The organism is Winogradskyella vidalii (assembly GCF_013403955.1).
Taxonomy (GTDB): Bacteria; Bacteroidota; Bacteroidia; order Flavobacteriales; family Flavobacteriaceae; genus Winogradskyella; species Winogradskyella vidalii.
This window is the reverse complement of the sequence record NZ_JABFDG010000008.1, coordinates 24,695-38,804: the sequence shown is the minus strand read 5'-3', so window position 1 is coordinate 38,804 and position 14,110 is coordinate 24,695. Positions and strand designations below refer to the sequence as shown.

The window sequence follows — 14,110 nt, the reverse complement described above, 5'->3', positions numbered from 1 at the left end:
CTAATCGTTTAATTCCTGAATTTTCTTTTCAAGATTTCCTATTCGCTCTTTCAAACGTGTTTCACGCTTGTTTCTCTCTTCTACATATTCCTTTTCAATATTGGCAATTTTGGTTTTATAATACCCTTGCATCGCATTGTAGAATGAAATGTTTGTCAGGTTATTAACGTGATTGCTTTCGCCAAAATGTACTTGCTTGGTAAGAATGTACCGAATCAACTTATAAAAGGTTTCCTTTTTGAAATTCTTTTTGAAATTCTCGACAGTTTCCACATCAGTCATCTTGGATGTGTTGCCTAATAATTTTGAAAAGTGTTTTTGTCGACCTACATAGTCCACATTATTTTCAAATAAGGTTAATGAGAAAGCCACCATCTCATCTACCGAAAGCGCTTTCTTCTTTTCAATATAATCGGTTTGACGAATCATCTGAACCATATCCTCAAACTGCTTGTTATGCTCAATGTGTCTTTTACGGATTTCCCTTTCGTTGATTTTCACGATTTGTTCTTCTGGTGTACAATCGGCCATTTTTCTATTGGCTATCGGCTCAGAATATGTAGAATTTTCCGTTTTTGAATCTTCTTTTATCTTCACAAAAATTACTTTATTTAGGTACGTTTTTGGATGAAACATAACACCATCTACAAATCCATTTTCCTTTGCGGAATTATATGTTTCCAACTCTTCCTTGTAATTCTCAATCGCTTCTTCTAGTTCAGTTTTTAGCTCCTCTTCAGAATAGTCGTAATGTTGGTATTCTGTCTTAATTACTTCTATTGTAGGCTCAATTGGCTCTTCGATTATTTCAACATCATCCAGAAGGTAAACTTTCAATCCGTTTTGTTCCAATTGCGATATAATAAGCTGATTGTTGTCGTCATCCGCCCAGTATTTGCGAATTTCAGGAATCAACAACACATTCTCTTTCTTCGATTTTTCAATCAAGTTCAAAAACGACTTACTTTTCTTCGTTTCATAACATGCTGATTTTGTACACACCATTTTACCATCGCCAAACAAATTGCCTTGATTCATTGCGTTGAACGGACATGTTGTACAGGCACCAACTTTGGTAATTAATTTTTCATCGACCACATCGAAAGGTGCTTTCTCCAAATCGTAAGTCTGGTTTTTAATCATCTGATTAATTTGATGTGAACTAAAATCCTCTCCCATTGTTTCCAGCATCATTTGCTGTTCTTCTGGCTCGAAAAGTGCCACACCTACTCCTAACGAAATAGTCATTTCGCCATTACGAACAAACACTTTAAAACCTTCAATTAGACCGGCTAATTTTAAACGTTGCCTTACAAAGTTTTCTGTTCTTCCCAACCGTTTTGAAATCTCTGTTGGCGAATATTTTTCGCTTAGGAATACTACCGCTTCGGCTTCTTCGGTAGGTTCAACATCTTGTCTTTGCAGATTTTCGATAATTTGAATTTCCAGAACATCATTATTAGCATATTCCCTTACGATACTCGGAATTGTCTTCCTCTTTGCCAATTTGCTTGCGCGATACCTACGCTCGCCCATTACGATGATGTAATCTTTTCCAGATTTTCGGACTGTTATAGGTTGCAGAACACCATGCTCTTCGATGCTTTCAGACAATTGCTTAAGAGCTTCCTCGTTAAAGGACTTTCTTGGTTGCATCGAGTCTGGAATAATCCTGCCGATACTTAGCTCTTGAACTTGAAGTCCATTGGCGCTTTGTGTCAATTTCTTCTTGACTTCATTTTTAACGGTGGCTGTTGCCTCTCCGTTTTTGCTTACAGTACTTGCTTTTGTTGTCATAATACTTAAATTTTAGATTAAACAATATTTTTGCAGAACCCAAACGGAAGACAAAATTTCTGCTCAAAAGGAAACGGAATAAATGAGTTGTGGACGAAGCGTTGGCTTTATGCCGTAGTCTTTTGATGATAATATTTTGCGAGTTTATCTTTGTACCAATATTGATATAGATATCTCTCCCTATTAAGCGGACGTTATTTCAAAGTTTTATATTGGGAATATAGCGTTCCTGCTCCCAAAGTTTTGGGATTAGGCAGGATTAAGCGAAGTGGAAATCTAAAACCTTGGAATTGTGTCCAAGACCTTTGATAGTGAAGCTCTTTTCTTGGAATGTAGAGCAACGAAATGTAGGGAAATGTGCTGAGTGAGCTTATTTCAGTATTATTCAAACTAAATAACCCCTGCAAAAGCAGAGGTTAGAATTAAATATATAAAAATTTATTCTATTTATTAATTTTATTATTTCCATTGCATCTTCTGCAACCTCACAGCATTCAAAATGGCTAATAAAGCTACACCTACATCAGCAAATACCGCTTCCCACATTGTAGCCAAACCACCTGCTCCCAAAATCAGAACTATTACTTTTACTCCAAATGCTAAACCAATGTTTTGCCAAACTATTTTTCGGGTGGAACGACCTATTTTAATTGCTCTGACCACTTTTGAAGGTTGGTCAGTTTGAATAATAACATCTGCTGTTTCAATCGCTACATCACTACCTAATCCGCCCATTGCGATTCCTACATCGCTTGCTGCTAAAACTGGTGCGTCATTAATCCCATCTCCAATAAAAGCAATCTTATTATTAGTGTTCTGTTTTAAAATTTCAACTTCATTTAATTTATCTTCTGGTAGCAAACCTCCTTTGGCATTTTCAATTCCTAACTCTCTTGCTACTTGTTGGGTAATAGAATCTTTATCGCCTGAGAGCATCATAATGTTTTTAATACCTACTTTGTGCAATGCTGTAATTGTTTCTTTTGCATCCTCTTTTAATTCGTCTGCTATCACAACATAACCAGCGAACTTATTATCTATTGCTACTAATACTATGGATTCTACAATAGAATCAGTTTCAGTTGGAACATCTATATTATTGGCAAGCATTAAGGCTTTGTTTCCAACTAAAATTGTTTTACCATTTACAACCCCTTTTAAACCTTTACCTGCGATTTCAGAAACGTCTTTAGCTTCAAAATCTTCTCCGTCTTCCTTATACTCCATTATGGCTTTTGCGATAGGATGTGTGGATTGCTGTTCCATAGCCATTAAGTACTTCATAAAATCAGATTCTTCCCAACCAATAGCCTTTACTTTTTTAATTTTAAAAACGCCTTTGGTAACAGTTCCAGTTTTATCCATTACCAACGTGTTAATTTTGGTCATTGCATCTAAAAACGAAGCTCCTTTGAACAAAATTCCATTTTTTGAAGCTGCTCCTAATCCGCCGAAGTAACCCAACGGAATGGATATAACCAAAGCACATGGACAGGATATAACCAAAAATATTAAGGCACGATATAACCAATCTCTAAACACATAATCATCTACAAAAAAGTATGGTAAAAATGTAACAGCAATAGCCAAAAACACTACGATAGGTGTATAAACTCGTGCAAATTTTCTAATGAACAATTCGGTTTTAGATTTTCTCGCTGTGGCATTCTGTACCATATCGAGAATTCGAGCAATTGAACTATCCTTAAATTCTTTTGTGGTTTCAATTTCTATAACACCATCCATATTAATACTGCCTGCAAATACTTTTTCGCCTTTTGCAATCGTATCAGGTTTGCTTTCGCCAGTCAAAGCAGCTGTGTTAAACGAACCTTTTTCGGAAAGTAGAATACCATCCAAGGGAACTTTTTCTCCTACGCGTACTTGAACTTTTTCTCCAATTTCAACCATTTCTGGGCTTACAGAAGTGTAATCATCATTGCGATATACTAAAGCCTCATTTGGCCTTACGTCGAGCAATGCCTTAATGTTAGATTTCGCTCTGTTGACTGCTGCGTTTTGAAATAATTCGCCAACTGCATAAAACAACATTACTGCAACGCCTTCAGGATATTCGCCAATAATAAATGCACCAATTGTGGCTATCGACATCAAGAAAAATTCTGTGAAAACGTCGCCTTTTTTGATACTTTCCCAGCCTTCTTTTACAACAGGAAACCCAACAGGCAAATAAGCAATTGCATACCAAATAATACGTAGCCAATCTTTAAAAAAACCAACATCAAAATAATCCAATGCTATTCCAATTATAAGCATTGTAAAACTTATAACTGCAGGTATATATGCTTTAAAATTATTGGGTTGACCACTATGGTCGTGACCATCATCGTGACTGTGTTCTTTTTCAGAATTTGGTTTGATATCTTTTAAGTTAAGTTTCTTTTTTTTCATCATTAATTTAATACTTCAAATTTAAAATTGTTTATATCCACCTTCTCACTTTTTTTGCATACTCAAAATAATCCTTTCCAAACTCTCTTTTCAAAAATTCTTCTTCTAACCTAATTTGTGTATTTATACTTATAGTTGATAATGAAATTATCAATAGTGTAAAAGCATTTGGAATGACCAAAAACAATCCCATATTCGCAATCATAATTCCTAGAAAGATTGGGTTTCTGGAAATTGAAAATAATCCTTTAGTTACAAGTTTTGTCTTATTTTTTTCATCAATTCCAATTCTCCACGAATTAGCCATATGTGATTGAGCAATCCAAACTACGATTAGAGAAATAATTAAAAATCCCCAACCAATTATAGATAAAATTTCATTTTCTATATACCAAAAAGGAAGTAAGTATTTATACCACTCAATCTTAAAAGCGTAAATACCAACAATAATCAACTCAATAAACGTTATAGCAGTAAATACCTTTCCATTAAAACCATGAGCATCATCAGCTTTATTAAAGGTCAATGGATTAATGCCTGTTTTACTTTTTAACAACAATGACCTTACGACAAATACGAGCAAAAAGTAAACGACTTGAAAACTAAATAGCAACATCGATTTTTTATTTTGATTATTTACAACAAAAATGCTTTAAATATCTATGCAATGGAAGTGCATTTATTGACCACTACACTTATCACAAATCCCTTTTACTACCAAGTTTACATTTTCTGAAACAAAACCGTCAGGCACTTTAATTTGAGGGATTTTATGTTCTGTTAAACAAATGGTTTCATTACAGTTATTACAATGAAAATGCAAATGCAAATCGGTTTCAATCTCGCAATTACAACCCTTTTCACACAAAGCATATTTATTAATTCCTGTGCCATCGTCTATTTGATGAACGATAGCTTTTTCTTCAAATGTTTTAATGGTTCTGTACAACGTTGTTCTATCTGCTTTCTCAAAGGCATTTTCTATATCGCTCAATGTAACTGCAACTTGTTTTTCTGCAAGGAACTTATAAATTAATAAACGCATTGCCGTTACTCGTATGTTTTTTGACTCTAAAAATTGTTCTATTGTTTTCATAATTTAATGTTCGTGTTCTGCTTCTCCTTTTTTCATTTCAGCAATTAAATAATACGCATTATTATAGGCAAACCTTGTAGTTTTATCTAGTTCTTCAGTAAATTGAACAGCTATCCAATTGCCATCTTTTGCTCCTAAAAGCACTTCAATAGGTTTAAAACTCCAATCTTCATCTTCTCTTTCTACTGAAAAAACATAAAATCTATCGCCCTCTTTTATAATAGCACTTTCTGGTAGTGCATTTGTTTCTGCATTCTCAACTTGAATTTTACCTTTTATATACATTCCTGGAATTAGATTTCCTTTTTTGTTTTCAATTTCAGCATGTACGTGAAGGGCTTTAGGATTATCTTCAAAAATTTTACTTACCGAGTAGATTTCTGCTGTAAGATCTTCGTCTGTATTAGACTGTAAATTGAAAATCACTTTTTGACCTTTTTTAACTTTATAAACGTCTTTTTCGAACACCATTAAGTCCGCGTGAACGTGATGCGTGTTTACGATTTCGAAAAGTTCGGTTTGTGGTTCTACATATTGTCCTATTTTAACCTCAACTTTTTGTACAAAACCTTCTATTGGACTTCTTAATGATATGCTTTGAGCAATTGTCCCATTTCGTACTGATGACGTGTTTATGTTTAATAGTCTTAATTGCGCTTCCAATCCATTTACCATCGCTTTAGAGGCATCATATTCCGCTTCTGCTTTTTGAAAATTTGCACCAGAGCCAACTCCTGCATCATATAATTTTTGTTGACGTTCATAGTTCTTCTTTAAAAAATTACTGTTGCTAAAAGCATTCAAATAATCAGTCTGCATTTTTATAATATTAGGATGTGATAGATAGGCAACTACTTGACCTTTATTAACTTTATCGCCTTCAATTACTTTTATAGATACCACATTTGCACCAACAACAGACGTAATAGCCGCTTCGTTTTGTGGTGGTACTTCCAATGTGCCATTAGCTTCTACATAACCGCTCATATTACGCAATGCTAAGGTGTCTGTTTTCATTTTTAAGGCATCAAACTGTTTCTGTGATAGCATCACTTCTTCTTCATCACTATGAGCTTCTTCAGCTTCTGGCTTTGCATCTTCATTGTGAGCATGACCATCGCCTTCTTTGTGGCTTTCTTTATTTCCACAAGCAACAACTAAAACTGTTAGTAGTGCTAAGATTATATATCGTGTGTTTTTCATTTTCTTATTTATTAAAATATTGTAGTTGAAATGTACTTCCTAAATAATTTATTAATGCTTCTTGAGCTTGTAATTCAGATTGAATAGCTTCTTTTATGAGTTGTGTAAACCCTGTATAATCTACCTCTCCTTCTTTATAGGCAAATAAAGCACCCACTTTTTGTTCTTTCACAAGTGGTAACACCTCATTTTTATAGAAAAGCCAAGACGTTTTCCATTTTTGATAATTCTCTTTTGATTGTAGAAACTTGGATTGTAGGTCTTGTTTTTTGAACTGAATGTTCGTTTCTGCAATTTCCTTATCGATTTTTGCGGTTTTAACTTTCGCTTTATTTGTGCTTGATAAAAAAGGAAATGAAATACCTGCTTGATAGGTGTAAAAACCTGAGTTACCATTTACGTTTTGTAAACCACCTTGAAGATTTAACTTGGGTAAATTATCTGCTTTGGCAGCCTTATATGTTGCTTCTGCTTCTGTTACCTGTAATTGTGCTATGCTATTTAAGGGATGCTCTTCTAGGTTAAACGTATTAACATCAATGTCGTTAGTAATTTCAAAATCATTAGGAACACTATAGAATGTATCAGAAACCAGCCATAGATTTAACTGTTGTAATGCAATAGCATAGTCACTTTTTGATTGCATAAATCTATTTTGAATCTGTAAGGCTTGATTTTTAGCTGCTGAATATTCTAACCTTGAAATAGCTTCTACTTCAAAATTCAATGCTACTGCTTTTTCAAAATTGGTATATATAGAATCTAACTCTTTGTATAAATTATAATTCCTTTTACTCTGCAAGGCATTTGCCCACGCCTTTTTCACTTCCAATTCTAAATCTAATTCTGAAAGCTGAAACGCTTTTTGAGCTAATTGAATGCGTTGTTCTTGCAAGCGCTTTTTTGCAGAAATACCAAACACATCAATGTTACTTTGACCAATTCCGATAGCCGTATAAATACCATTTCCGCTATTAACTTCCTCGCCTACTGTAAAAATCTGAGTTGTACCAAAATCATAAGCTGTAGCTTTTAGTTGTTCCTGTTTTGTGATTTCTAATTGCTTTTGTTTTAAAAGCGGAAAATTTTCTTTTGATAATTTAACAGCTTCATTCATGGAAATAGTTGGCAACGTATCGTTAACTTCTTGGGCGTTTCCTGTTATTGGTAACAAAAACATAAAAGCGACCATTGCAGTAACTGTAATCGCTTTTTTATTTGCTCTTAAGTTGAATGATTTGTTTTCTACCCAATGATATAATATAGGTAAAACGAACAATGTTAATAATGTAGAGGTTAATAAACCTCCAATTACAACAGTTGCTAAAGGTCGCTGCACTTCTGCACCAGCTGATGCTGAAATTGCCATAGGTAAAAACCCTAAAACATCTGTAAAAGCCGTCAGCATAATTGGCCTAATTCTTCGTTTTGTACCTTCTATAATTCTATCTTTAAGATTGGTAACACCTTCTTCTTTTAACTCATTCAGCCCGCTTATCATTACCAGACCGTTAAGAACAGCGACGCCAAACAAAACAATAAAACCTACACCTGCCGAAATACTAAAGGGCATATCCCTTAACCACAATGCTACTACACCACCAATGGTTGCCATAGGAATTGCGATATAAATCATTAAGGTTTGTGGCAACGATTTTAAAGCAAAATAAATAAGTACAAAAATGAGTAATAACGCAATTGGAACTACAGTTTGCAATCTGTTACTTGCACGTTCTAAGTTTTCAAATGCACCACCATACCTAATAAAATAGCCAGTTGGTAATTCAAGTTTAGCATCTAACTTTGATTTAATCTCGGTTACTAAAGATTTTACATCACGTCCTCTTACATTAATACCAACATAGGTCCTTCTGTTTGTATTATCCCTACTTATTTGCATTGGGCCTGCTTTGTAGCTTATATCAGCAACTTCACGAAGTGGAATTTGAGTACCAGACGGTAAATTGATATATAAATTTTGAACATCTGAGATATCCTTTCGGTTTTGAGAATTTAATCTTACCACTAAATCGAATCGCTTTTCGCCTTCAAAAATAATTCCTGCTGTACCACCTGCAAAAGCCGATTGAACAATTTGATTTAAGGTGTTTATTTGCAGTCCGTATTGTGCTAATTTATTTCTATTGTAGGTAATGGTCATTTGTGGTAAGCCTGTTGTGGCTTCGGCTTTCATATCTCCAATACCTTCTGTACCTGCAATAATTTGAGATATTTCTTCTGCTTTTTGAGACAGTACATTTATATCTTCTCCATAAAGTTTTATAGCAATGTCCTCTCTAACACCTTCTAGTAATTCGTTGAAGCGCATTTCGATAGGTTGTGTAAATTCATAGTTGACACCTGGAACGATTTCAACCGCTTCTTTCATCTTCTCTATCAATTCATCTTTTGTAGTGGCTGTTGTCCATTCGCTTTTTGGCTTCAGAATTACAAAAACATCAGCCAAATCCATTGGCATTGGGTCTGTTGGAATTTCAGCAACACCAATTCGACTTACAATTTTTTCAACTTCTGGAAACTTTGCCTTTACAATTTGTTCAATTTTTGTAGTCGTTTCAATAGTTTCAGTAAGGGAACTGCCAGGTTTTAAAATAGCGTGAAATGCAATATCGCCTTCATCAAGTTGTGGTATAAATTCGCCACCCATTCGAGTAAATATAAAGACTGCAAAACCGAATAGAACAACAGAAATACCTATTATTAGTTTTCCTTTTTTTAGGGCTTTTTCTAATAAAGGTTGGTATTTACGTTCTACCCAATGCACAAATTTGTCGCCATAAGATTTTTTGTCATTTTTTGGTGCTCTTAAAATCAAGGCAGACATCATTGGTACATAGGTCAAACAAAGCACCATGGCGCCAATCATTGCGAAAATGAAAGTCAATGCCATTGGTTTAAACATTTTCCCTTCAATACCTTGTAAAGCCAGAATTGGAAGAAAAACAATAAGGATAATAAGCTGACCGAAAAACGCAGCATTCATCATTTTTTTTGAAGCATTTGAAGCCACTTTATCCCTTTCTTTTGTTGTAAGGCTCTTCTTTTTTAGTACTTGGGATGTAATGAGAAATACAGTACTTTCAACTATTATTACTGCTCCATCTACAATAATTCCAAAATCAATCGCACCTAAGCTCATTAGGTTTGCCCACACGTCAAATACATTCATCAATATAAAGGCAAACAACAACGATAATGGGATAGTGGATGCTACTATTAAACCACCTCGCCAGTTTCCTAATAAAAAAATGAGTACAAATATTACAATTAATGCGCCTTCAATAAGGTTTGTTGCTACAGTTGATGTAGTTTCTGCTATTAATTTACTTCGGTCTAATAAAGGTTCAATAATTACACCTTCTGGTAATGACTTTTCTATTTGAGCCATGCGCTCTTTTACATTCTCGATAACATCGTTTGAATTAGCCCCTTTAAGCATCATTACCAAACCACCTACAACTTCGCCTTCGCCATCTTGTGTTAATGCGCCGTAACGAATGGCAGAGCCAAATTGCACTTTGGCAATGTCTCGAATAGTTATAGGGATATTATTTATATTTTTTACTGTAATTTTTTTAATATCATCCAAACTACGCACTAAGCCTTCGCCACGAATAAAATTGGCTTGATGGTTCTTTTCGATATATGCACCACCTGTATTTTGATTGTTGTTTTCCAACGCTTCAAAGACATCGGTAATTGTTAATCCGATTGCTCGCAACTCATTTGGATCGACAGCGACTTCATATTGCTTAATTTTTCCGCCAATAGCATTAACTTCAACAACACCCTCAACCATTGCCATTTGACGTTGTACTATCCAATCTTGCATGGTGCGCAAATCAGTAACCGAATATTTATCCTTATATTCTGGTTTGACTTTAAGTGTGTATTGATATATTTCTCCAAGACCAGATGAAATAGGCCCCATTGAAGGTTCTCCGAATCCCTCGGGAATATGTCCTTTAATGTCGTTGAGTTTTTCAGCGACTAATTGACGCGGTAGATACGTTCCCATATCATCGTCAAAAACTATGGTAACAACTGATAAGCCAAAACGAGAAATGGAACGAATTTCTTGGACATTAGGTAGATTGCTCATTGCTACCTCTACTGGATAGGTTATGATTTGCTCGATATCCTCTGTTCCTAAATTTGGTGCTTGTGTAATGACTTGTACTTGGTTGTTGGTAATATCTGGAACAGCATCGATTGGTACTTGGGTCATACTCCAAATACCTGCTCCAACAATGGTAAGCGTTAGCAAACCAATAATGAATTTGTTATTGATTGAAAAATCAATGATTTTATTAATCATAGAAAGTGTGTTAATTCAGTTAAACTTCTCGATATAATTCTAAAATGAAAATTAGAATTACTCGAAATGAAAAGAGCCATAATAGGCTTGAAATTGGATATAGTTATCCTTAAAAAAACTGAATTAAGCCCTAGGTGGCTGTAAAATGGAAGTAGTAAAATCTTTTTCTGTACCATTTAAGTAAAGAAAATCTTGAGTAGATATATAAGGAAAATTAAATTTTAAATCTGCAAATTGAAAATATGTTGCATTTATATGGCAACATTGGCAAATACAAAAAGGCGAACATAAATCTGAATCTTGGTGCTGATGGTCATTGCCCATACCTTGTGAAATCTCAGTTTGCACCTCATTATCAAGCGTAGCATTATCTTCGCAAGGTGCTAAATTAAGCGCGAAAATATAAATTGATAATATGAAGGCTAAAAATTTCATCGTAGCAAAGATATACATTATTTAATGCAATGGTGTTGCAAATAACGTAGGCATGTAACTTTTATAATAGAAGAGCCTTAATTAACAAGGCTCTTCTATAATTATTATTAATGGTCATTGTCTGAATGATCCTCTTCATTTTTATCTCCTGATTGATTCATTACCATATCATGTTCATATTTACAACATCCTGGCAGATTACTATATGCTTCTTCGCTTCCTGCTACTTTTTCAGTATCATAACCTGATGCTGCAATTGCGTTATGGATTGCCATTTCATCTGTTTTAGAGTCATCAAAAGACACGTCAATTTTCTTTTTATCGACATCCCAATTTGCACTAGCAACACCTTCAACTTTGTTAACCGCTTTTTCGATGGTTTTTTTACACATTCCGCAATTACCTCTAACACCAAAAGATATGTCTGCCATAGCCATGTCTTTAGATACTTCCGTTTTTGTTTCTGTTGATTCTTTTTCTTGCTTGGTTTCGTTTTTACAACTTGTTAAACCTATAGCCATTACTACAGCTACACTTAAAATTACTTTTTTCATTGTTTTAAAAATTAATTGCTATTATTCTATTACTTGTTTTACTTCTCCACAGGTTAGCATTGCACCACCAAAATATGGATTGATTACTTTTTCTTCCCTACTCAACCAAAAAGCACCATTGTTATCGTCTACCATCGGACAAAACTCAACAAAGACTTTTTCATTGATACCAAAAGTTTGAATTGTACTAATTAAATGTGATGAGAGGTGCTTAAAATGATTTCGTTGTGATTCAATATTTGATGTGCTTGAAATTGATGTTGCCGATGCTTTTATTTCTTTTTCTAATGACATCCAATGACCATGAGCCTCTTTATCTTTTAATAGCTTCATATCAACCTTAGATAAATTACCCAATAGTCTTTTTGATTCTGTCATTACGTTATTAGTATCATCTTTAACCAAAACGTCTTTTAATTTGATATAATCATTAAAAACTACTTTCAATTGATTTTGAAAGTTCTTAGAAACTTTTATCCTCTCATTCATATTAGAATGATTCTCATTATTTGCTGAAGGATCCTTTTCCATTCCAAGATGTCCTTCATGACCAGTCATAACTTTACCACCTTCTTTATTCATCATTGATTTTTTGCCTTGTAATTGGGCTGCTGCATCAACGGTAAATGTTCCATTTGTTACTATCTCATCGTCAATTTTCAAACCCTCTAACACCTCATAATTATCGCCAATTTGATTACCTAATGTAATAATGCGCATTTCAAAAACAGGTTGAGTAGGGTCTGTTTTTATATAGACAACTGAACGTTCTCCTGTCCATAAAACGGCTGTAGATGGAATAGTCAATACTTGTTCGTTACTTGAAGAAATTCCTTTAATATTTCCTTCAACAAACATTCCTGGCTTAAAAACATTCTGTTTATTATTAAGCACCGCTCTTAATTTCACAGTTCTTGTTCTTGTATCTAAAACAGGATCTATAAAATCTACTTTAGCTTTGAATTCTTTATTAGAATAAGTATTGGTAGTGACTGAAATTTCTTGTCCTTTTTTAAATAAATCGATTTGATTTTCATACACATCAAAATTTGCCCAAACCGTGTTTAGATTAGCTATTTTGAGTAAAGGTTGACCTTGTTTAATATAATCGCCTTGTTCGACTAATTTATCTGAAACCGTACCTGAAACCGTTGCATATACCGGAAAGTTTTCTTTAACCTTACCAGAAGTTTCAATTTGATTAATTTGATTTTCAGAGAGCTTCCACAATTTTAATTTGTTACGCACAGCTTTGTATAATGCAGGTTGTGATTCCTTTAATGAAGCTGCTGTGATGAGTTCTTGTTGCGCTGCATATAATTCTGGCGAATAGATAGTTGCCAATAACTGCCCTTTTCTAACTTCTTCGCCTGTAAAGCTCACATTTAGTCGTTCTATTCTTCCTGAAAAATAACTGACTTGGACTGCATTCGCTTCTTCATTCTCTACAATTTTCCCTGATAGTTTAACTGTATTATCTTCTGTTTTACCATTACCAACAATTGACGTTTGAATGTTTGCCAATGCCATAGCGTTTTCTGTAAGCTTGAATTGGTCTGCTAATAAACCATCTGCACTACTTTCCGCAGGAATTAAATCCATACCGCAAATTGGGCAATCGCCAGCTTCTGGTTGCATAATTTGTGGATGCATAGAACACGTCCACATTTGGTTGGTTTCTGTTGTTGCTTCGTGATTATGTTCAGTTTCTTTAGCAGATGAATTACCAAAAAGAAACCATCCTAACAAAAGTCCTACTGCTAATATTCCTATGTAAATGACTAATTTATTATTTTTCATTTTCTAATCGTTTTATCATTGCTTTCATTTCTTCTATTTCTTTGCGTTGCGCTTCAATAATAGCATTTGCTAATTTTTTGACTTCTGGGTCTTGAATATCTGCTCGTTCACTTGTTAGTATGGCAATAGAATGATGAGGAATCATCCCTTTTAACCAAAGCACATCTCCTACAATTGGTGCTTGTGCTCTAACTAATCCTAATGCACTTATAAAAAGCACTAGGCTTCCTATAAGTATTGCTATATTCTTCTTTTTGTTTTTATACATTTTCAGCATGAATAGTAACATAATAACTGCCATTGTTGAAATCCCTAAACACACCATATAAAAGCGAGTCAAGCTGAAATATACATGGTCTATGGCATAGGTATTTAAGTACATGGTTATATACATTGCTATAAATGACAATCCTAACATTAAAAAAAATGTTTTATAGTTTCCTTTATTTGAGTGTTGATTTGAATTTTCCATAA

General features: G+C 34.2%; 10 protein-coding genes. All 10 read right to left on the bottom strand.

From position 1 onward, the window contains the following. The 10 genes from HM982_RS15985 to HM982_RS15940 all read right to left on the bottom strand — a co-directional run bounded on the left by HM982_RS15985 (position 1) and on the right by HM982_RS15940 (position 14,108). A complete protein-coding gene (locus HM982_RS15985) occupies positions 1–1,797 on the bottom strand; it encodes a ParB/RepB/Spo0J family partition protein (RefSeq protein ID WP_179354343.1) in 1,797 nt (598 codons plus the stop codon). 459 nt (positions 1,798–2,256) lie between these two features. After that, positions 2,257–4,209 carry a heavy metal translocating P-type ATPase gene (locus tag HM982_RS15980; protein ID WP_179354465.1) on the bottom strand — a complete coding sequence of 651 codons (1,953 nt, stop codon included), beginning with the start codon at positions 4,207–4,209 and terminating at the stop codon, positions 2,257–2,259. Positions 4,210–4,240: 31 nt separating this feature from the next. Further along, positions 4,241–4,735 (bottom strand): methyltransferase family protein, encoded by a 495-nt coding sequence (locus HM982_RS15975; RefSeq protein WP_226543850.1) that lies wholly within the window; start codon positions 4,733–4,735, stop codon positions 4,241–4,243. A 153-nt stretch (positions 4,736–4,888) separates the two neighbouring features. After that, positions 4,889–5,305, bottom strand: coding sequence for a Fur family transcriptional regulator (locus tag HM982_RS15970; RefSeq protein ID WP_179354342.1), 417 nt, complete (start codon positions 5,303–5,305; stop codon positions 4,889–4,891). Between the two features lie 3 nt (positions 5,306–5,308). Next, positions 5,309–6,508 carry an efflux RND transporter periplasmic adaptor subunit gene (locus HM982_RS15965; protein WP_179354341.1) on the bottom strand — a complete coding sequence of 400 codons (1,200 nt, stop codon included), beginning with the start codon at positions 6,506–6,508 and terminating at the stop codon, positions 5,309–5,311. A 4-nt stretch (positions 6,509–6,512) separates the two neighbouring features. Next, positions 6,513–10,847: a CusA/CzcA family heavy metal efflux RND transporter gene (locus HM982_RS15960; protein ID WP_179354340.1), complete on the bottom strand. Its 4,335-nt coding sequence runs from the start codon at positions 10,845–10,847 to the stop codon at positions 6,513–6,515. Between the two features lie 123 nt (positions 10,848–10,970). Beyond that, positions 10,971–11,282, bottom strand: coding sequence for a DUF6660 family protein (locus HM982_RS15955; RefSeq protein ID WP_179354339.1), 312 nt, complete (start codon positions 11,280–11,282; stop codon positions 10,971–10,973). 107 nt (positions 11,283–11,389) lie between these two features. After that, positions 11,390–11,836 carry a heavy-metal-associated domain-containing protein gene (locus HM982_RS15950; RefSeq protein WP_179354338.1) on the bottom strand — a complete coding sequence of 149 codons (447 nt, stop codon included), beginning with the start codon at positions 11,834–11,836 and terminating at the stop codon, positions 11,390–11,392. Positions 11,837–11,857: 21 nt separating this feature from the next. Then, positions 11,858–13,636: an efflux RND transporter periplasmic adaptor subunit gene (locus tag HM982_RS15945; protein ID WP_179354337.1), complete on the bottom strand. Its 1,779-nt coding sequence runs from the start codon at positions 13,634–13,636 to the stop codon at positions 11,858–11,860. After that, complete coding sequence (locus HM982_RS15940) at positions 13,626–14,108, bottom strand: DUF305 domain-containing protein (protein WP_179354336.1); 483 nt, start codon at positions 14,106–14,108, stop codon at positions 13,626–13,628. The genes HM982_RS15945 and HM982_RS15940 overlap by 11 nt, the downstream gene beginning before the upstream one ends. Positions 14,109–14,110: the final 2 nt, after the last annotated feature.